We start from the raw sequence: 19,681 nt of genomic DNA on the forward strand, positions 1-19,681 counted from the left end.
AGGTTCTCCTTTAAGGAAGATTATTGGTAACTATTCAGTTAATTGTCATGGAGCTGAACAGTTACTATTAGTGGTATTTATAAAAGTTCAAATCCGGCTGTGAAGTGGCGCAGGGACTGGATAGAACCTTGATGAACGATCTTCATGCCTCGATACTGATCTCTGTTTTCATAGATGTCACCAAGTGCATTGGCAATCACATCCATATGATTGTTGGTATAAACACGGCGGTTGATGGCAATACGCATAGCCTCGATAGCCGGATAAACAGGCTCGCCTGTGATCTTGTCAATGGAACCGAAAGCACATGCACCAATCTCAACAGCACGTACACCTGCTTCTTCGTAAAGTGCACATACAAGACGCTGGCTTGGGAATTCGCTCTGAGGGATCTGTGGGAAGAAGCGGCGACCATCAACATATACACCGTGACCGCCGGTAGGCTCGATGATCGGAACTCCTCTTTCTTTTAACTTTTCGCCAAGATAAGCCACCTGTTTGATGCGGTAGTCAAGGTAATCAAAGTCGCATGCTTCCTGAAGGCCTACAGCAAGTGCTTCCATATCACGGCCGGACATACCGCCGTATGTAATGAAACCTTCGTGTACAATTGCAAGCTGGTTTGCCTGCTCATAAACACTCTTATTTCTTGTAACAAAAAGACCGCCGATATTTACAAGACCATCCTTTTTACTGGACATGGTGGCTGTCTCACAGTAACTGAACATTTCATTGGTGATCTCTTTGATGCTCTTGTTCTCATAGCCTGGCTCTCTTGTCTTGATAAAGTAAGCATTCTCAGCCAAACGTGCACTGTCGAGAACAACCGGGATATTGTATTTCTTGCAGAGAGCGCTGACCTCACGGATATTCTGCATGGATACAGGTTGTCCGCCGTTATTATTGCAGGTAATAGTAATGATACATACGCAGATATTCTCTGCACCCTTCTCATCGATCAGGCTCTGCATCTTGTTAAGGTCGATATTTCCTTTGAAAGGATGAGGAGCAGAAGCAGTGTCCATACCTTCAGCAATAGCATAATCTACAGGCAGGCATCCCATCATTTCAGCGTTGCCTCTGAATGTGTCAAAGTGCATATTGCCAATGGCATAAGCACCTGGACGACAGTAGATCTGAGTCATGATGTAGTCGGCTGCACGTCCCTGATGGGTAGGCTGTACGTAAGGCATGCCAAAGATATCCTGTACGGAAGCTTCCAGACGGTAAAAGCTGCGGCATCCTGCATAGGCTTCGTCACCCATCATCATAGCTGACCACTGCGCCTGGCTCATTGCACTTGTACCGCTGTCAGTGATACAGTCGATATAAACCTGTTCAGATTTCAGGCGGAATGCATTGTATCCGGCTTCCTGAAGCCATTGCTGGCGCTGGGCTTTTGTAGATCTGGTAATTGGCTCTACCATTTTAATACGAAATGGTTCTGCGGTCATGTACTTCATAAAATAGGACCCTCCTTGTAAAATTATAATGGAAAACATTGGTATTTGCAATAGAAATAAGAATCTTGCAAATATTTGATAAAAAAATATTATCATAATGAGAAAATAATGTCAACACAATAAAAGAATATATTTTTGAACAATTTTTATTGACAAGAGAATAGAAGTCGGTTATACTCTATGCATAATCTACAAAATATATTTTAAATTGTCTAAAAAGAGTATACAAATTGTTCAACTCTACCCGAGCGGCTGAGAATATATTATTACATATCATTTATCAATGGAGGGGATGCAAATGGCAAAATATGTGGCAAAGCGTTTTGTGTCAATGCTCATTACGCTGTTTCTGGTAGCAACAGTAACATTCTTTCTGATGCATGCAGTACCTGGACAGCCCTTTGAGATTACCAGGGAGACACCAGACAGTGTAAAGGAAGCTCTTTATGAACAGTATGGATTGAATAAACCGTTGTTTGAACAGTATCTGATCTATATGAAGAATCTTCTTCACGGAGATTTCGGTGTATCCATGAAATATAAGAGCCAGACTGTTGTGGGTAATGTTACATCCGGTATGCCGGTTTCTGCCATTATCGGATTTGGCGGTGTACTGATCGGATGTCTGATCGGTTCCGTGCTTGGTGCTGTGGCTGCATTAAAGAATAAAGGTTTTGTTGATTATTTTGTTATCATACTTGCAATCCTGGGAGTTTCCATTCCCAACTTTGTTTTTGGATCCCTGATCCAGAGATATTTTGCAGTAGAATGGAAGATGTTCCCTATACAGGGGTGGAAAGGATGGCAATACGCAGTCCTTCCCATTGGGGCAGCAGCTTTTACCAACATTGCTTATTATGCCAGAATGCTGAGAACCAGTATGCTGGATACTATGGGACAGGATTACATCTACACAGCTAAGAGCAAGGGCTTAAATCAGAATGAGATCGTAAGAAAGCATATGCTTCGTAACTCATTCTTGCCGCTTGTAACATCTCTTGGACCAATGTGTGCAGGTGTGCTTACAGGTAACTTTGTAATTGAGAAGATTTTCAACGTACCAGGTATTGGACAGTCAATGATCACTGCGATCCAGAACTCAGATTACACGATGATCATGGGTCTGACGATCATCTTTTCTTTTATATCTGTTGTCTGTTATTTCATAGTAGATATTGTGTATGGTCTTGTTGACCCACGTATCAGAATCGCAGGATAGGAGGGGAGTACATGGAAACAAAAGAAATGGAGCTGCAGAATCTGGAAGACAGCCTTTTTGAAAAAGATGACTCCGCTCATGTGAATGCGGATAAGATGTCCAGACCTTCCCTTACATACTGGAGTGATGCATGGAGAAGATTCAAAGGAAATAAAGTTGCCATGGTATCTGCTGTGGTTCTGATACTGATCATTGGAATGGCGATTGTTCAGCCTATGGTCAGCAAATATACCTATGACCAGCAGGATTGGTTTGCTATCAATCAGGGGCCGTCAGCAGAGCATTGGTTCGGCACAGATGAGCTGGGCAGAGATATTTTTGTACGTTGCTGGGAAGGCGCAAGAGTCAGCCTTATGATCGCCTTTATCGTTGCGGTTCTTAATGGAACCATTGGTATCCTTTACGGAGGTATTGCAGGATATTTTGGCGGTGTGGCAGATAATCTTATGATGCGTTTCTGTGAATTGATCGCATCGATTCCGCAGATGTTGTGGGTAGTTCTTCTGATCCTGATTATGAAGCCAGGTGTATTTCCTATTATTCTGGCTATTGCAGCTACCGGATGGATCGGCATGGCCAGACTTTTCAGAGGTCAGGTATTCTCATTAAAAGAATCAGAGTTTGTTATGGCCAGCAGGACTATGGGTGCAGGAAGCCTTCATATTATTTTGAAGCATCTTCTTCCTAATGCTATGAGTCCAATCATTATCAGTATGGCCAATGTTATTCCAAGTGCTATCTTTTCAGAGGCATTCCTCAGCTATATCGGACTGGGAGTTCCGCTTCCAACAGCCAGCTGGGGTGTACTTGCAAGCGACGGAGCCAATAAACTGCTTAGCTATCCATACCAGCTTTTATTCCCGTCACTTTTGATCTGTATTACAATGCTTTGCTTTAACCTGATGGGTGATGGCTTACGAGATGCCCTTGACCCGAGAATGAGACAGTAAGGAGGAAACAAACATGGGGAACCGAAATGAAAAAACCTTGTTGGATGTAACAGACCTTACTTTCTCTTTCAAAACTTATGCAGGAGAAGTACAGGCTGTAAGAGGCGTTAGCTTTTCACTGGAGAAAGGCAAAAGTCTTGGTATAGTGGGAGAGTCCGGTTGCGGTAAATCTGTAACTGCTAAATCCATTATCGGTCTGAATCCGTCAAAGCCAAAGGGACTTCTGAAAAAGGGAGAGATTTGGTTTGATGGTAAAGATCTGGCAAAATTAAAAGAAAAAGAAATGCAGAAAATCAGAGCTCAGGAGATCCGCATGATTTTTCAGGATCCTATGACAAGCTTGAATCCTACCATGACTGTTGGAAAACAGATCGTGGAAGGTATTCTGAAATACGGAAATAAAACAAAAGAAGAAGCAAAGAAGATCGCACTGGATACTCTGGCAATGGCCGGGATCCCAAGTCCGGAGCAGAGATTCAAGCAGTATCCCCATGAGTTTTCAGGTGGTATGAGACAGCGTGCTATGATCGCATTGGCAATGGCAGTGAATCCTAAGCTTCTGATTGCGGATGAGCCTACCACTGCATTGGATGTTACCATACAAGCGCAGATTCTGGATCTGATCAAGGATATCCAGAAACAGTACGATACTTCCGTGATCATGATCACTCATGACCTGGGAGTTGTTGCTAATATTGCAGACGATATTGCGGTTATGTATGCAGGAAAGATCATGGAATACGGACATGCAGAAGATATTTTCGAGCATCCTGCACATCCGTATACCTGGGGTGTCCTTCAGTCTATTCCTCCGGAAGATACCAGCAACAGGGAACCGCTGCATCCGATCCTTGGTACACCGCCGGATCTGTTTAATCCTCCGGCTGGATGTCCTTTTGCAGCCAGATGTCCGTATGCTATGAAGGTATGTTCAACCATGTATCCTCCGGCATATTCACAGCAGGGTGAAAATCATTATGCTTCCTGCTGGCTGTACCATAAGAAAGCAGTTAGGACAGTCAATCCCATTACAGAACGGGAGGTAGCGAAGCATGAGTGATGTAATCTTAAAAGCAGAAGATCTGAAAAAATATTTCAAAATAAAAGGACGTAAAGTGGTAAAGGCCGTAGATGGCGTCAGCATTGAAGTTGAGAGGGGAAAAACATTAGGACTTGTAGGGGAGTCCGGATGTGGTAAATCCACTCTTGGACGGACATTGATCCGTATTTATGAGCCTACAGAAGGAAAAATCACTTTGAATGGAAAGGATATCAGTGGAAAAAGCACTAAAAGGTTCCGGCAGGATCTGGCAAGAAGCATTCAGATGATCTTCCAGGACCCATATGCCTGCTTAAGTCCACGTATGACAGTTTCTCAGCTGATTTCTGAGGGCTGGGGTCTGAATCATGCCATTCATATGAGTGCAGAGGAGAAAAGAGACCGAGTGATCGAGCTTCTGGAAACGGTAGGACTAAATGAAGAACATGCAAACCGTTTTCCTCATGAATTCTCAGGAGGGCAGAGACAGCGTATCGGAATTGCCAGGGCCTTGTCTATGTCACCGGAACTGATCATTTGTGATGAGCCTATCAGTGCTTTGGATGTTTCCATTCAGGCCCAGGTTATGAATCTTCTTCTGAAACTGCAGCAGGATAAAGGATTATCCTATATTTTTATTGCCCATGACCTGTCTATGGTACGTTATATTTCTGATACCGTAGCAGTTATGTATCTAGGAAGCATTATGGAATATGCAACCAATAAGGAACTGTATGAGAATCCGCAGCATCCTTATACAAAGGCACTGTTTTCCGCGATCCCGGTGGCCAATCCCAAGATTGAAAAAGGGAGAAGCAGGATCAAGCTGGAAGGGGAGATTCCAAGCCCTATCAATTCACCTAAGGGATGTAAATTCTGTACAAGATGTGCATATGCAAAGCCGGTATGCTTTGAGCAGCCGCCGGTACTTAAAGAGTGTGGTCCAGGTCATAAAGTGGCCTGTCACTTAATAAACGGGTAAGTTTTATTAAAAGGAGGTAAAGAAATGAACAAACGTGTATCAAAAGGTATGAGTCTTATGTTGGCTGCAATGCTTGGTGTAGGAACGATCGGAGCATCTACAGCAGTGTATGCAGAAGATGCTGAACTGGCAGATGAGCAGGTGTTTTATTTTTCCCTTAACAATGAGCCTGCAACACTTGATCCGTGGGTAAATAACTCTGGTGCAGCTGGTAATTTAGTGGCAGCTGTTCATGAGCCAATGCTGAGAAAGACAAATGATGAGCAGGGATGGGAACCAGCCCTGATGACGGATTATCAGCACAATGATGACTATACCGTACATACCCTTACACTTCGTGATGGTGTAAAATGGGCTGACGGTACAGATGTAACAATGGACGATGTTGTTGCCAGCTTCCTGCGTGAGCTTGATCCAGAACTGAAATCTGCTATTGCTTACAAATACTTCATCATCAAAGATGCTGAGAAGTATTACAATGGGGAAGCAACAGAAGATGATCTTGGAGTAAAAGCGGTAGATGACAGCACACTGGAGATCACAACAGGTGAACCATGTGATTACTTTATCGACCTTTTAACATCTGCAAGCTTTGCGCCTGTTCAGAAGGCAGCAGCAGAAGAGTATAAAGATACCTATGGAACAGATGTGGACAAGATCGTTGCAGACGGACCGTTTGTTGTAACAGACTGGACACATGAGAATTCCATGACACTGGAAAAGAACGAGAATTACTGGGATGCAGACAATGTAAAGCTTGATAAGATCGAGATCACAATTACATCTGATGCCAATACTCTTCAGGGTATGTATCAGAATGATGAGCTGAGTGTTCTGAAAGTCAGCGATGAGCTTCTTGATCAGTATGCAGACGAGAATATCGTTGACAACAAGCTTCTGAGAAATACATTCATTGAGTTCAATCCGAACACAAATGAATATCTTGCAAATAAGAATATCCGTGAAGCATTATCCATCGCCTTCAACCGTAAAGTATTTGCACAGCAGGTAATGCACAATGCAGATCTGGCAGCTTATGGTCTTGTTCCTTATGGAGTAAAGGGACTTGATGGCGGAGATTTCCGTGAGCAGGCTGGCCCAATCGTAAAAGATGCATCTGATCAGTCCGAGATCGAAAGAGCACAGCAGCTTCTGGATCAGGGTCTTGAAGAAATCGGCAAGACCAAAGAAGATATGCAGGATGGATTCTCCATTCAGTGTCTGGAAAGCGGCAAAGTTCAGGCTCAGGCTATCCAGAATATGTGGAAAACAAACCTTGGTATCGAGATGCCTGTAAGCGTTCTTGATTTCAACGTAATCCTTCCAATGCTTACAGAGGGAACATTTGACTGCGTAATCGGTGGTGGCCAGGATTCTGACTATCGTGATCCTCAGGGCTTCATGCAGTTTATCTATGATGAAGGCAAGTGGGACAATGATGAGTTCAAAGCATTAGTTGAGAAAGCTCATACACAGGTTGGCGATGAAAGAATCCAGACATGGATGGATATTGAGAAAATGGTACTTGATAACTTTATCTACATTCCTCAGGTATATGCTCTGAATCACTGGGCAATCAAAGGCAATGTACAGGGTCTTGAAATCTTTACTTATGGTTATGAATTTGATTTCAAATATGTTTCAATCACAAAATAAAGATTGCAGGGTCTGCATATATGGAGGATTCCATAAAGTAAGTTAGTCCCGCGGGAGGGATTGCTGATTTTGCAATCCCTCCCGTAAGTTTTTATAAGGGAAAGGATGAAAAAGAATGACTGGTTTGCTGACGGAAGGGCCGGTTAAAAGAAGACTGGCATTATTTACCCTTCCCATTCTTGTAAGTAATATTCTGCAGCAGCTGTATAGTGCAGCAGATGCAGTGATCGTAGGGCGTGTAGCAGGCGGGAACTCTCTGGCAGCAGTAGGTGCCAGTACACCAATCATTACCCTTTTAATTGCACTGATGATCGGCCTTGGGGCAGGAACCGAGATCATCCTGGCCAGAAAGATCGGTGAGAAGGATGCAAAGGGACAGAAGATCACTCTGGATTCCATGCTTACAACGATTTTAGTGATTGCAGTTATAACAATGTTGATCGGTTTTTTTGGTTCCAGATTTTTACTTTCTCTGATCGGTACACCGGCAGAGATATTGGATGAAGCAGTTCTCTATCTGAAATATTATTTTCTTGGGCTTGTGGGTGTTGCAGGCTACAATACATTAAGCGGACTGATCCGCAGTAGTGGAAATGCAATTGTTCCACTGGTTCTTTTACTGATTTCAGCAGTACTGAATATTGGACTGGATCTGACTTTTGTAGGGGGACTGGGTATGGGCGTGAAAGGCGCAGCGATTGCCACAGTTTTGTCTCAGACCATAGCCTTTATCTGCTGTCTTATTTATACAAATACGAAAAAAGGAATGATCAGGTATAATCCATTTCATTTGAAAATAAGCCTTACTGCTATCAAGCAGGGCTTTATATACGGAATTCCCTGCTCTGTGCAGCAATGCGCCAACAGCATCGGTATGATCGTGCTGCAGATAGCAGTAAATTCACTGGGAACGCAGGTGGTTACAGCTTATACGGTAGGGTCAAAGATTGATTCATTTGCAAATATACCTATCTCAGGCATCGGACAGTCCTTATGTATTTTTACAAGCCAGAATCTGGGAGCAGACAAACCGGATCGTGTGAGAAAGGGCAAACGCTTCAGTTTGATGTGGGCTTATGGTTACAGTCTGTTCCTGGTGCTTTTATTCTGGGGAACAGGAAAAGCAATACCATCACTTTTCTGTAGTGATCTTGCAGTGGCAAAAATGGCAGAAAGCTATATCCGGGTTTTAAGTATTGCATATTTCATGGCTTCCTATTGGGTAGTTCTTCATGGTTTTATCCAGGGAACAGGAAATACGGCAGTACCAATGGCTATCACTCTTGTTGGAAATTGGGGAGCAAGGCTTCCTCTTGCATATATTCTGAAAAGCTTCTGGGGAGAAATGGGCGTATGGCTGGCAGTGCCCAGCGGATGGGTGGCTTCTGTGATCCTTACATGGCTGTTTCTTCACAGTAAATATTACAAAGAGAAATTGAAAAAACAGGGAATGTAACCAAGGAGGGCATGATGAAGGAACAAGGTAAAGCACAGGTTGCAGAAAAAGAGCAGTGGAAACGTAAACTTCTGGAAACTGCTGTAAGCCGTGCACAGGATTTTGTAAAAAGTCTGATACGTATCGGAGAAGAAAATCCTTACGAAATGATTCTGGAAAAAGCAACGCCTGAAAGTACAGACTGGATGGAAGAATACGGACTGCCGGTTACAGATACTGACCGGCAAATGATGAAGTTCTGGTTTGGCCTTGAAAAAGAAAAACTGCAGGCAATGGGAAATACCGTTGCAAATGCATTCCTTCATGGCTTTATCAGTCAGAGCAGGGATCGAAAAGACAGAAAAAGAGTAAGGTTCTTTTATCAGATCGGTCAGGAAGCTCTGGCAAAGGAAGTGGTAAAAGCATTAAAGGAAAAAGGCCTTACTCCTGTGATCACAGAACCTCATATATTGTATGCAAGCCAGGGGCAGAAAGATCTTTTGCTTGAGCATGGGGATGTAATGGACGAAGAACTATTTCATGCTGAGTGGGAAGCTTATAAAGCGGCTATGTATTTATATGAGAAAGAGCTTAAGGATACCTGTGGAATGATCGGCATTGATCAGTTTGGTATGGAGCCAGTAGTAGATACAGGTAATGAAAATGCTTTTCTTTCAGAAGAAAATAAAGAGTGGCTTACAAAACTTTCACAGAAAAAACGTGATTTTGAAGCACAGTGGATCCGCCCCTCTGAGATTTCTTTCTGCAAGGTGGCTTTTCCCAATATGCTGGTGGGAGAACGGTTTGAACAGATTTTTGATGACTTTTTCCAGATGAATGCAGAAGTATCTGAGCCTTTTGAACTTCTTCAGCAGGTACTGATCGATGGGCTTGATACCTGTGAGACTATGGAGATCAAAGGCTGTAATGGAAATGAAACAGACATTAAGATCAGCCTTTGGCCTGTGAAGGATCCGGAAAAAGAGACAAAATTTCTGAATTGCGGCGGAGATCTGAATATTCCTTATGGAGAGGTTTTTACAACTCCTAGGCTGACTGGGACAACGGGACTTTATCATGTGGAGGAAATCTGTCTGAAAGGTATCTTTTATCATGATCTTCGGCTTACCTTTAAGGATGGATGGGTTGTGGATGCTACCTGTAAAGAAGGAAAAGAGTATGTGATGAACCGGCTTTTGTATCCTTATCAGCAGGTGACTATGGGTGAATTTGCAATCGGAAGCAACACAAAGGCGTATTCTATTGCCCATAGATATCAGCTGGGAGGCAGAATGCCGATCCTGATCTACGAGAAAATGGGACCTCACATTGCAATCGGAGATCCGTGTTTTGCAAGATCTGAGGATGCACCGATTTACAATATGTATGACCATAAAGAAATGGTGTGCAGGGAAAATGAAGTGACAAAGGACCGGGAGAAAAAAGAAGATGTGTATTTTGAAAACCATGTAGATATAACACTTCCCTATCATCAGGTGGAGTATTTAAGAGGCATAAAAAAGGACGGCAGCAAAGTTGCTTTTATTGAAAAAGGCAGATTTGTACTGCCTGGAACAGATGGATTAAATACCGGATTTGGAGGCGGTGAAAAATGAGAACATTATACTTAGGAAAATGGCTGTACACAGCAGATGCAGCAGGAACAGTGATTGAAGATTTTGCAATGCTGACCGAAGGGGAGCAGATCCTCTGGGTGAAAAAAAGAGAGGAAACAGACCAGACAGAGGCAGATCAGGTGATCGATCTGAAGGATGCATATGTTGTTCCAGGATTTATTGACTGTCATGTGCATTTTCTTGGAAGCACCAGCCACGGAGGCGGAGATTATGCAAATGAAAACCGTGAGATCGCCAATGTAGTATGTGAGGGAGCAGCCCATGCGAAACAGCTGCTGAAAGCAGGTGTGGTTGCCTGCAGAGATCTGGGTTCATATAAAGGTTATGCGCTGGGCATTCGTGATGCTATCAATCGTGGACTGATCGTTGGGCCTAAGATACTTGCCTGTGGTTATGCAGTGTGTGCAAGAGGCGGACACGGTTATGAGATCAGTTATGAAGTAGATGATCCGGATCAGATGCGTGGAGCAGTCCGGCAGGTTGTTAAGGATGGTGCTGATGTGGTGAAACTGATGGTATCTGGAGGCGTTAATTCACCAGGACCGGAGCCAGGACCATGTGAGCTTACCTGGGAAGAGATTCAAACAGGAATTGAAACTGCTCATAACTGGGGCAGAAAAGTGGGAGTACATGCCCATGGAAATACAGCTATTCGCAGATGTGTAGACGCAGGCGTGGACTCTATTGAGCATGGCGTATTTATGACGGAGGATATTATGGATAAGATGAGCGCACAGGGAACTTTCCTTGTCCCCACCTTATGCGCTCCATATTATGCAGTAAATGAGGGAATCCGCCTTGAACCGGATAATCCTGACCACAAGAAGAGCAAAGAAGTTCTGCAGCGTCACAGAGATGTTCTGAAAAGATGCTGGGAAAAAGGAGTTAAGATCGCAATGGGAACAGATGCAGGCTGTCCCTTTAATCCATATGAAGCAGCAGCCCATGAAATGGTGCTGATGGTTATGGCTGGCCTTACTCCGAAGGCTGCTTTGGATGCTGCAACCAGAGGCGGGGCAGAGCTTCTGGATCTTCCAGAACTTGGATCTCTGGAAGCAGGAAAAAAAGCAAGCTTTGTGTGCCTGAAAGGTAATCCACTGGAAAAGATCAATTATGTAGATGAACTGACAGCTCTTTATATGGATGGAAAGAAAGTGAATCTGGATTAAATCATAACTGTAATGGTATTGAAAATCATATTAAAGGAGGAACACTTAAATGGCAGATTTTATGTTTTACCAGCCCACCAGAATTGATTTTGGTGCAGGAAAGCTTGAAAAGGCAGGAGAGATCGTTGCATCCTACGGCGACAGTTGTCTGCTTGTCACTACCACAAATAAGGAAGATGTATTGAGACCTTTATATGACAGGGTAAAAAAGATCCTGGAGAAAGCAGGAATCCGTTACGTACATTTTGATGAAGTTGTTCCAAATCCGGATATTCGGGGAATTGCAAAGGCAATTGAGATTGTAAATAAAGAAAAATTGCAGGTAATACTGGCTGTAGGAGGAGGCAGTTCCATGGATACAGCTAAATCTGTGGCATTGTTCCATGATGCAGGAGAAATCCACTGGAAAGAAGTATTTTCAAAATATTCCAGCCCTTCTGCTGTATATGAACTTCCGGGGAAAAGTGTACTGCCGGTGATCGCCGTACCAACAACTGCAGGAACCGGAAGCGAACTTACCCAGGCAATGATCATTTCTGACCAGGAAAACAATGATAAAGAATGTGTGTACCATCAGGCAGTTTTCCCACGGGTTGCCATCATTGACCCGGAGCTTTGTCGTACATTGCCGCCTTATCCAACTGCGATTACAGGATTTGACGCATTTACTCATTCTTTTGAAAGCTATGTAAGAGAACTGGCATCTCCTTATACCATGCTTCTTGGGAAGGAAGCTATGCGTACTATTATACAGGTGCTGCCCAAGCTGGTAAAGGATACTTCCAATATGGAATACAGGGAGTCTATGTCAAGAGCAGCTGCATTTTCCGGGATTTCCCTGAGCAATGCTTCTGCAACCATTCCGCATCCATTAAGTGAGGTGATCGGAGGGGTAACACCAAGAATCGCACATGGACAGTGTCTGGCATGTCTGTATCCTGCATTTATCAGATTCCAGATCACAAAAACACCGGAAAAATGTGCAGATGTGGCAAGGCTTTTTGATCCTGCTCTTGCACAGGTTTCTGATGAGGAGGCTGCATCCCACCTTCCGGCACAGATTGAAGGCTTTTTGAAAGAAATCGGACTTTACAATACACTTTCTAATTTGGGAGTGACCAAAGAGCAGTTTGAGGAAATGAAAGGAAATTTTGTATTTAATGTTCTTCCATTTGCACCGAAGGAAACACTCCTTCAGATCATGGATGAAAGTTATGGAGAAAAAGTATGATCAAATTTAAAGATATTCCATTTTACAGATTGGACATGGTGTCCTATAAACGGCACTTTGAAGAAGAATTGGAACGCTTTTCCAATGCAAAAACAATGGAAGAAGCTTATGATGCAATGCTGGATCTTGATACACTGATGGTGAAATACCAGACAATGGCAACCATCGTTGAGATTCGTAATACTATGGATGTAACCGATGCTTTTTATAAAGAAGAAGCTGCCTGGTGTGATAAGATCCGGCCAGAATATGAAGCATTGGAAAGCCGCCTTAGCAGTGCTATGGAAAAGACTCCCTTTAAAGAACAGCTTTCTTATTTTACAGGCGGAGAAGCCTTCAAAAAGGCAGGGCTGAATGAACAGTGTTTTTCAGAAGAGATTCTGGAGGATCTAAGAGAAGAAAATAGACTGTCTGCCAGATATTCAGAGCTTACAGCTACACTTAAGGCAAAAACAGCAGAAGGTGAAGTGCCGCTGGTAAGTCTTGCCAAAATGGGATCAAGTGAAAACAGGGAAGAAAGATCTAGGTTTTATAAAATATGGGAAGAAAGCTGGATGGGAATTGCACAGGAACTGGATCAGGTTTATGACGGTCTTGTCAAGACCCGTGCAAAGATTGCCGGAAAGCTTGGAAAAGACAGTTATACTCAGATCGGATACTGTTCCATGGGAAGAACCAGCTATGGAAAGAAGGAAGTTGCGGCTTTTAGAAATGCAGTAAAAGAGCAGCTTGTCCCGGTCGTGACACAGCTTTTTGAAGAACAAAGAAAACGACTGGGTGTGGAAACACTTTATCACTATGATGAGGATTTCAGTTTCCCTGGTGAAAAGTACGACATAACAGATAATGTGGTAGAGGCATTTAAGAAGATCTATGGCTCTATGTCCAAAGAAACAGCTGTATTTTATGACGATCTGACAAGAGGGGAGTTTTATGATCTTGCAGTCCGTCCAGGGAAGATCAATGGCGCTTATTCCAATCTGGTAGGCCGGTATAATATGCCATTTATTTTTGAAACCTATAACAGCACGTTTGGCGCATTAAAAACCTTTGCCCATGAAACAGGACATGGTTTCCATTCTTATCTGAAGCGTGGTGAGCCATTTAGGTTTACAGAGAACTGCAGCAGTGATCTTGCAGAGATCCATTCCATGAGTATGGAATTCCTTGTGTGGCCTTACCTTAATGAGACCATGCCGGAAGCACAGATCGACAGATATAAATATCAGCATCTGAAAGGGGCTCTTTCCTTTATCCCTTATGGCTGTGCAGTTGATGAATTCCAGGAAACTGTATATGACCATCCGGAGATGACACCAAAGCAAAGACTTGATTTATGGAAAAAGCTGGAACAGGAGTATATGCCTTTCAGACATTACGATAATCAGAGTTTTCTTTCAGAAGGCAGATTCTGGCAGAGACAGACTCATATTTATAAATGGCCATTTTATTATATTGATTATGTACTGGCACAGACCTGTGCAATGCAGGTGCATTTCCTCTGTGAAGAAAACAGGGAAAAGGGCTGGAACTGTTACATGGATATCCTTAGATACAGTGGAAAGTATGGTTTTACAGATACTCTTCATAAAGCAGGACTGCAGGTTCCGTTTGAGGACGGGGTGATCCGAACGCTTTCTGAGAAAGCGATTGCCCAGATGGAGCAGTTATCTGAAAGAATACAGGGAGGTGGAAGCAGTGAGTGAAACAGTTCTTATAAAGAACGGTACCATTGTTACCATGGCTGCAGAAGGAACCATTGAAAATGGCTGTATACTGCTGGAAGATGGGAAAATCGTAAAGGTAGGACATACGGTTGACCAGCCAGAAAACTGCAGAGTGATTGATGCACATGGCGGTTTTGTTATGCCTGGTATCATTGATGCACATTGTCATATTGGCGTTTTTGGATCCGGGATCGGTAATGCAGGTGTGGATGGAAATGAGGAGAATGATCCAATCACTCCTGAAATGCGTGGATTGGACGGGATTTATCCGCTGGATCCGGAGTTTAAAAAAGCATATGAAGCAGGAGTTACCTGTGTAGCTACAGGCCCTGGCAGTGCCAATCCAATTGGTGGGCAGTTTCTTGCAATGAAAACAAAGGGGCGTACCATGGAGCAGATGGTGATCAAAGAGCCTCTTGCCATGAAAATGGCTTTTGGGGAAAATCCCAAAAATGTATATGGCAGCAAACGGACTCCATCCACAAGAATGGGTGTGGCTGCACTGATTCGGGAAGCACTTTTTAAGGCAAAGGAATATGCTGATAAAAAGGAACGGGCAGCAGGGGATCCGGATAAGATGCCGGCTTTCAATATGAAGCTGGAAGCCCTTGTTCCTGTGATAAAGGGAGAACTTCTGGTAAAGGCCCACGCACACAGGGCAGATGATATTATGACTGCCATCCGTATTGCGGAAGAGTTTGGCCTTAAGATGACCATTGAGCACTGTTCAGAGGGGCATTTGATCCCAGAAGAGTTTGCAGCCAAGAACAGGATCGCCATTCTTGGACCATTTACCGGTTTTCCTCATAAAAACGAAGTGATCCATCAGGATGAATCTTCAGCAGGGATCCTGGAGAGGGCCGGAGTAAAAGTGGCTATCATGACAGACCTTCCGGGAATGCATGAGGAGAATCTGATCGTATGTGCTGGAATCTGCCACAGAAAAGGCATGAGTGAGGAAGGGGCTTTAAAGGCAGTCACCCTTCACGCAGCACAGGCTATTGGCCTGGAGGACAGAATAGGATCCATTGAACCAGGCAAAGACGGAGATATTGCAGTGTTTGATAAGAATCCTGTAAAGAATCTTGATGCAGCATGTATCTGCACATTGATCGATGGCAGGGTTGTATATGAAAAATAATTATTTAGGATAAGAAGGAGGAAATCATTATGAAACACATTAAAATCGCAGCAGGACTGGCACATGTAAGTTACGCAAGGATCGCAGACAGGGTTCTGGAGGCTATTGACGGCGGAGTTGATTATATCCATTCAGATGCAGCAGATATGTATGACCTGAAAAATATGCAGCTTATGGGAGGCCCACAGATCATTTCCGGACTTCGTGAAGTAACAGATAAGCATATTGAATGTCATATCTATACCATCGAGTGTGACCGTCTGTTTGTTGAAAAGCTGGCAAAAGCTGGCTGCACGATGCTGATCGTACCGGCTGAACACTTTATTGGAGCACCTCTTGCTTACCTGATCAATTATTGCCGTGAGTTTGGCATGAAGATCGGTCTTACCGTAGGATGCTATACACCTCTTTGCTTTGTTGATGAGTCTATTAATGATATTGACCGTCTTCAGATCGTAACCCATGGTGTAGATGAGACAGATGGACAGGATAACTGGGGCTGGAGAAAATCTGCAGTAGATCTGGTTCAGAGAGCAAGAAAGCTGATCGATGAGAAGAATCCACGCTGTGAGCTTGCTATTGATGGCGGCCTTCGTCATGATAATATGGATCCGCTGATCGCATGCAATCCAGATGTGATCATCCTTTCTTCTGCAATCTTTAAGGATCCGGATGGAATCAAGGCCGGAGTCCAGAAGTGCAGAAAAGCCATTGATGAGGCTGCTGCAAAGTACGGATTAGAGTAAGAAAAATGTCAGAGGTGATCAGGGAACGGCTGGAAAATTTCAGGAATGTAATGAAAAAATATGGGATAGATGCATGGATCGCACCTACCAATGATTTTCATGGTTCTGAATATATTGGAGAACATTTCAAAGTCAGAAAATACCTTACCGGTTTTACAGGAAGCGTTGGCACTGTGGCAGTAACACAAAAGGGAGCATGGCTATGGGTGGATGGACGATACTTTGTACAGGCTGAAAATCAGCTGGCAGGTACGGAGGTTCATTTGTTTAAAAGCGGACAGCCGAATGTGCCGACTTTAGAGGAGTTTTTGGCACAGGAATTAAAATCCGGAGAAACTGCCGGATTTGACGGCAGGGTGCTCAGCGCATCAGAAGGGAAAAAACTCCGATCTGTTTTAAAAGAAAATAAGATCAATATCAGCAGCTCCAGAGATATTGTAGATGAAGCGTGGGAGAATCGGCCGGCAATGGAAAAAACACCGGCCTGGTTCCTTACAATGGATGAGGCAGGAGAAAGCAGGGCAGATAAGCTGGAACGTGTCAGGGAAGAAATGGTGAAACAGGGAGCGGATGTACATCTGGTTACTTCGCTGGATGATATTGCATGGATTTATAATCTTCGTGGAATGGATATAGCCTGCAGCCCGGTAATTCAGGCCTATACCATTATTACCCTGGACGGTGCAGTTTTATTTGCACAAAGTGGGGTACTTAATGAGGCACAAAGAGATGTACTGGAAAAAGACAGAATCTTTGTAAGGGACTATGGTGATATCGTTCAGGTCTTAGAGAAGCTTCCGGAATGTACGCTATTAATGGATCCGGAAAAGGTAAGTGATGAACTGTATCATTGCCTGCCGGAACATGTGACCAAAAAAGAAACAACGGATCCTTCGGTTCTCATGAAGGCTGTGAAGAATCTGCAGGAGATAAAACAGGTACGAAGTGCTCATCTGCGGGATGGGGTGGCAATGACCAGATATATGTACTGGTTGAAGCACATTCCGGAAACAGTACATGTAACGGAGATGGAGGCTGCGGATCATCTGGAAACGCTTAGAAGAGGGCAGAAGGGTTATCTGGAGCCCAGCTTTGAAACGATTTCTGCTTATGGCAAAAATGCAGCTATGTGCCATTATATTTCCACAAGAGAAACAGATACAGAAATCAAAAAAGAAGGCTTTTATCTTGTAGACGCAGGCGGGCAGTACAGAGCTGGTACAACAGATATTACAAGAACGGTTGTAATGGGAACCGTAACGGAGGAACAGAAGTTTCATTATACGCTGGTATTAAAGGGTATGATCGATCTGGCAAAGGCCAGATTCCATCAGGGTACAAATGGGCAGATGTTGGATTATCTGGCAAGAGGGCCGCTGCTTGAGCATGGACTGGACTTTAATCATGGTACCGGACATGGAGTAGGCGCACTTCTGAATGTACATGAGCCGCCTAATTTTATTCACTGGAGATTGCCAGATCATCTGAAAACAGTTTTTCAGGAGGGGATGATCACTTCTGATGAGCCAGGAGTTTACGTAGAAGGAAGCCATGGGATACGTATAGAGAATCTGATTTTGTGTGTGAAGGATTCCCAGGATGGACTTTTGCATTTTGAAACACTGACTCTTTGTCCGATTGATCTTTCCGCTGTGAAAATGGAATACCTGGATTGTGAAGAAAAGAAATGGCTGGATCAGTATCACGAAATGGTATATGAGAAGATTAAAGCCTTTTTGCCGGAAGAAGAGCGGGAATGGCTTAAAAACGTAACAAGTCCCATCAGGGACTAAAAGTATGGAAAAGCTGTTGTTATAAAGCAACGGCTTTTCTTTTTTTGGTTGAGAGAAGCAGGTTTTTGCTTTATAATAAGGCGGTGTGGATAAAAAACGATGAAAAACACATAACAGTTACGAACGAAGAGAAAACAGGGAGTATTTATATATGCAGAAACAGGAAAAAATGATTTATCTGGATTGTTCCAGTGGAATCAGCGGAGATATGACAGTAGCAGCTCTTCTGGATCTTGGGGCTGATCCGGAGCATCTGGTAAAAACTCTGGAAAGCCTGCCTTTGGACGGCTGGAAAGCAGAGATTTCAAATGTGACCAAATCCGGTTTAAGGGTTTGCGATTTTAATGTGATCCTTGAGCATGATAATTATGACCACGATATGGAGTATCTTCACGGACACAGCCATGAAGAGCATGTTCATCATGACAGTGTCCATAAAAACGGACATCATGGACGAAATCTTCAGGAGATCACCCGGATTCTTCAGGCTGGAAATATGACTCCTTATGCACTGGAACTGGCGCTTAAGATTTTCAGGATCCTGGCAGAGGCAGAAGGAAGTGTGCATGGAAAGCCGGTGGATCAGGTACATTTTCATGAAGTGGGTGCAGTGGATTCTATTATTGATATTGCAGCAGCTGCGATATGTCTGGATGATCTTCAGGTACGGGAAGTGGTTATTCCGATTGTAAATGAAGGACAGGGACAGATCCGCTGCCAGCATGGCCTTCTTCCCATTCCTGTTCCTGCAACATCAGCTATTGCTCAGGCATATCAGCTGCCACTTCATATTACTCATGTGCAGGGAGAACTGGTAACGCCTACCGGTGCGGCGATTGCAGCGGCGATTAGAACCAGGGATACTTTGCCGGAGCAGTTTATCATCAAAAGAATGGGTATGGGCGGTGGTAAGCGAGATTACGGGATTGCAGGGATTCTTCGTGCCATGTGGATCCAAGTACCTGAGGAGAATAAGAATCCGGAGAGTCTGGGAGAAACTGGCGAAACCAGAGAAGCCCCGGATGATAAAGAAAGAGATCAGGTGATGGTACTGGAAAGTAATCTGGACGACTGTACAGGAGAAACACTTGGTTTTGTTATGGAAGAGCTGTTGCAGGCAGGAGCACTGGATGTCTGGTATCAGCCAATTTATATGAAGAAGAATCGTCCCGCCTACAAGCTGAGTATCCTTTGCAAAATACAAGATCGGAAAAGTATGGAAAAACTGGTCTTTGTCCATACCACAGCTATAGGGATCAGATATTACCTGGTAAACCGCTCTAAAATGATTCGGGAGATTAAGAATGTGAGTACGGTTTATGGGATAGCAAAAGTGAAATCCTGCACCTGGGAAGGAGAATGCTATTGCTATCCGGAAAGTGATAGCGTGGCAGAACTGGCACGTAAAAATAAAAAGAGCTTTTCAGAACTTTATCATGAGATTAAATTAGAAGCTGAAAAGACAATGTAACAGAAAAAAGAGCCCTGCCGGG

General features: G+C 43.6%; 15 protein-coding genes. 14 read left to right on the forward strand and 1 reads right to left on the reverse strand.

Annotated features, from left to right (window positions below; translation table 11 throughout):
- Positions 1–77: 77 nt before the first annotated feature.
- Positions 78–1,463: a tryptophanase gene (locus tag OCV61_RS06150; protein ID WP_158421063.1), complete on the reverse strand. Its 1,386-nt coding sequence runs from the start codon at positions 1,461–1,463 to the stop codon at positions 78–80.
- Between the two features lie 298 nt (positions 1,464–1,761).
- Here OCV61_RS06150 and OCV61_RS06155 point away from each other — a divergent pair, with 298 nt between their 5' ends.
- From OCV61_RS06155 to larC, 14 genes are all read left to right on the forward strand, one after another.
- Positions 1,762–2,682, forward strand: coding sequence for an ABC transporter permease (locus OCV61_RS06155; protein WP_158421064.1), 921 nt, complete (start codon positions 1,762–1,764; stop codon positions 2,680–2,682).
- Between the two features lie 11 nt (positions 2,683–2,693).
- Positions 2,694–3,632 (forward strand): ABC transporter permease, encoded by a 939-nt coding sequence (locus OCV61_RS06160; RefSeq protein ID WP_288219174.1) that lies wholly within the window; start codon positions 2,694–2,696, stop codon positions 3,630–3,632.
- 13 nt (positions 3,633–3,645) lie between these two features.
- Positions 3,646–4,692 (forward strand): ABC transporter ATP-binding protein, encoded by a 1,047-nt coding sequence (locus OCV61_RS06165; protein ID WP_158421065.1) that lies wholly within the window; start codon positions 3,646–3,648, stop codon positions 4,690–4,692.
- The gene (locus OCV61_RS06170; protein WP_158421066.1) at positions 4,685–5,653 is read left to right on the forward strand and encodes an ABC transporter ATP-binding protein; all 969 of its coding nucleotides are present in this window, start codon (positions 4,685–4,687) and stop codon (positions 5,651–5,653) included. The genes OCV61_RS06165 and OCV61_RS06170 overlap by 8 nt, the downstream gene beginning before the upstream one ends.
- Positions 5,654–5,677: 24 nt before the next feature.
- Complete coding sequence (locus tag OCV61_RS06175; RefSeq protein WP_158421067.1) at positions 5,678–7,309, forward strand: peptide ABC transporter substrate-binding protein; 1,632 nt, start codon at positions 5,678–5,680, stop codon at positions 7,307–7,309.
- 115 nt (positions 7,310–7,424) lie between these two features.
- The gene (locus tag OCV61_RS06180; protein ID WP_158421068.1) at positions 7,425–8,765 is read left to right on the forward strand and encodes an MATE family efflux transporter; all 1,341 of its coding nucleotides are present in this window, start codon (positions 7,425–7,427) and stop codon (positions 8,763–8,765) included.
- An 11-nt stretch (positions 8,766–8,776) separates the two neighbouring features.
- Entirely contained in the window at positions 8,777–10,360 is a 1,584-nt protein-coding gene (locus OCV61_RS06185) for an aminopeptidase (RefSeq protein ID WP_158421069.1), read from the forward strand.
- Entirely contained in the window at positions 10,357–11,550 is a 1,194-nt protein-coding gene (locus OCV61_RS06190) for a metal-dependent hydrolase family protein (RefSeq protein WP_158421070.1), read from the forward strand. The genes OCV61_RS06185 and OCV61_RS06190 overlap by 4 nt, the downstream gene beginning before the upstream one ends.
- 49 nt (positions 11,551–11,599) lie before the next feature.
- Entirely contained in the window at positions 11,600–12,781 is a 1,182-nt protein-coding gene (locus OCV61_RS06195; protein ID WP_158421071.1) for an iron-containing alcohol dehydrogenase, read from the forward strand.
- The gene (locus OCV61_RS06200) at positions 12,778–14,487 is read left to right on the forward strand and encodes a M3 family oligoendopeptidase (RefSeq protein WP_158421072.1); all 1,710 of its coding nucleotides are present in this window, start codon (positions 12,778–12,780) and stop codon (positions 14,485–14,487) included. Before OCV61_RS06195 ends, OCV61_RS06200 begins: the two co-directional genes overlap by 4 nt.
- Positions 14,480–15,649 (forward strand): amidohydrolase, encoded by a 1,170-nt coding sequence (locus OCV61_RS06205; RefSeq protein WP_330382890.1) that lies wholly within the window; start codon positions 14,480–14,482, stop codon positions 15,647–15,649. Before OCV61_RS06200 ends, OCV61_RS06205 begins: the two co-directional genes overlap by 8 nt.
- Positions 15,650–15,678: 29 nt before the next feature.
- The gene (locus OCV61_RS06210) at positions 15,679–16,395 is read left to right on the forward strand and encodes a ribulose-phosphate 3-epimerase (protein WP_158421073.1); all 717 of its coding nucleotides are present in this window, start codon (positions 15,679–15,681) and stop codon (positions 16,393–16,395) included.
- 5 nt (positions 16,396–16,400) lie between these two features.
- Positions 16,401–18,188, forward strand: coding sequence for an aminopeptidase P family protein (locus tag OCV61_RS06215; RefSeq protein ID WP_158421074.1), 1,788 nt, complete (start codon positions 16,401–16,403; stop codon positions 18,186–18,188).
- 151 nt (positions 18,189–18,339) lie between these two features.
- Positions 18,340–19,659 carry a nickel pincer cofactor biosynthesis protein LarC gene (gene larC, locus OCV61_RS06220; RefSeq protein WP_158421075.1) on the forward strand — a complete coding sequence of 440 codons (1,320 nt, stop codon included), beginning with the start codon at positions 18,340–18,342 and terminating at the stop codon, positions 19,657–19,659.
- Positions 19,660–19,681: the final 22 nt, after the last annotated feature.

It is taken from the genome of Blautia ammoniilytica, assembly GCF_025566965.1.
Taxonomy (GTDB): Bacteria; Bacillota; Clostridia; order Lachnospirales; family Lachnospiraceae; genus Blautia_A; species Blautia_A ammoniilytica.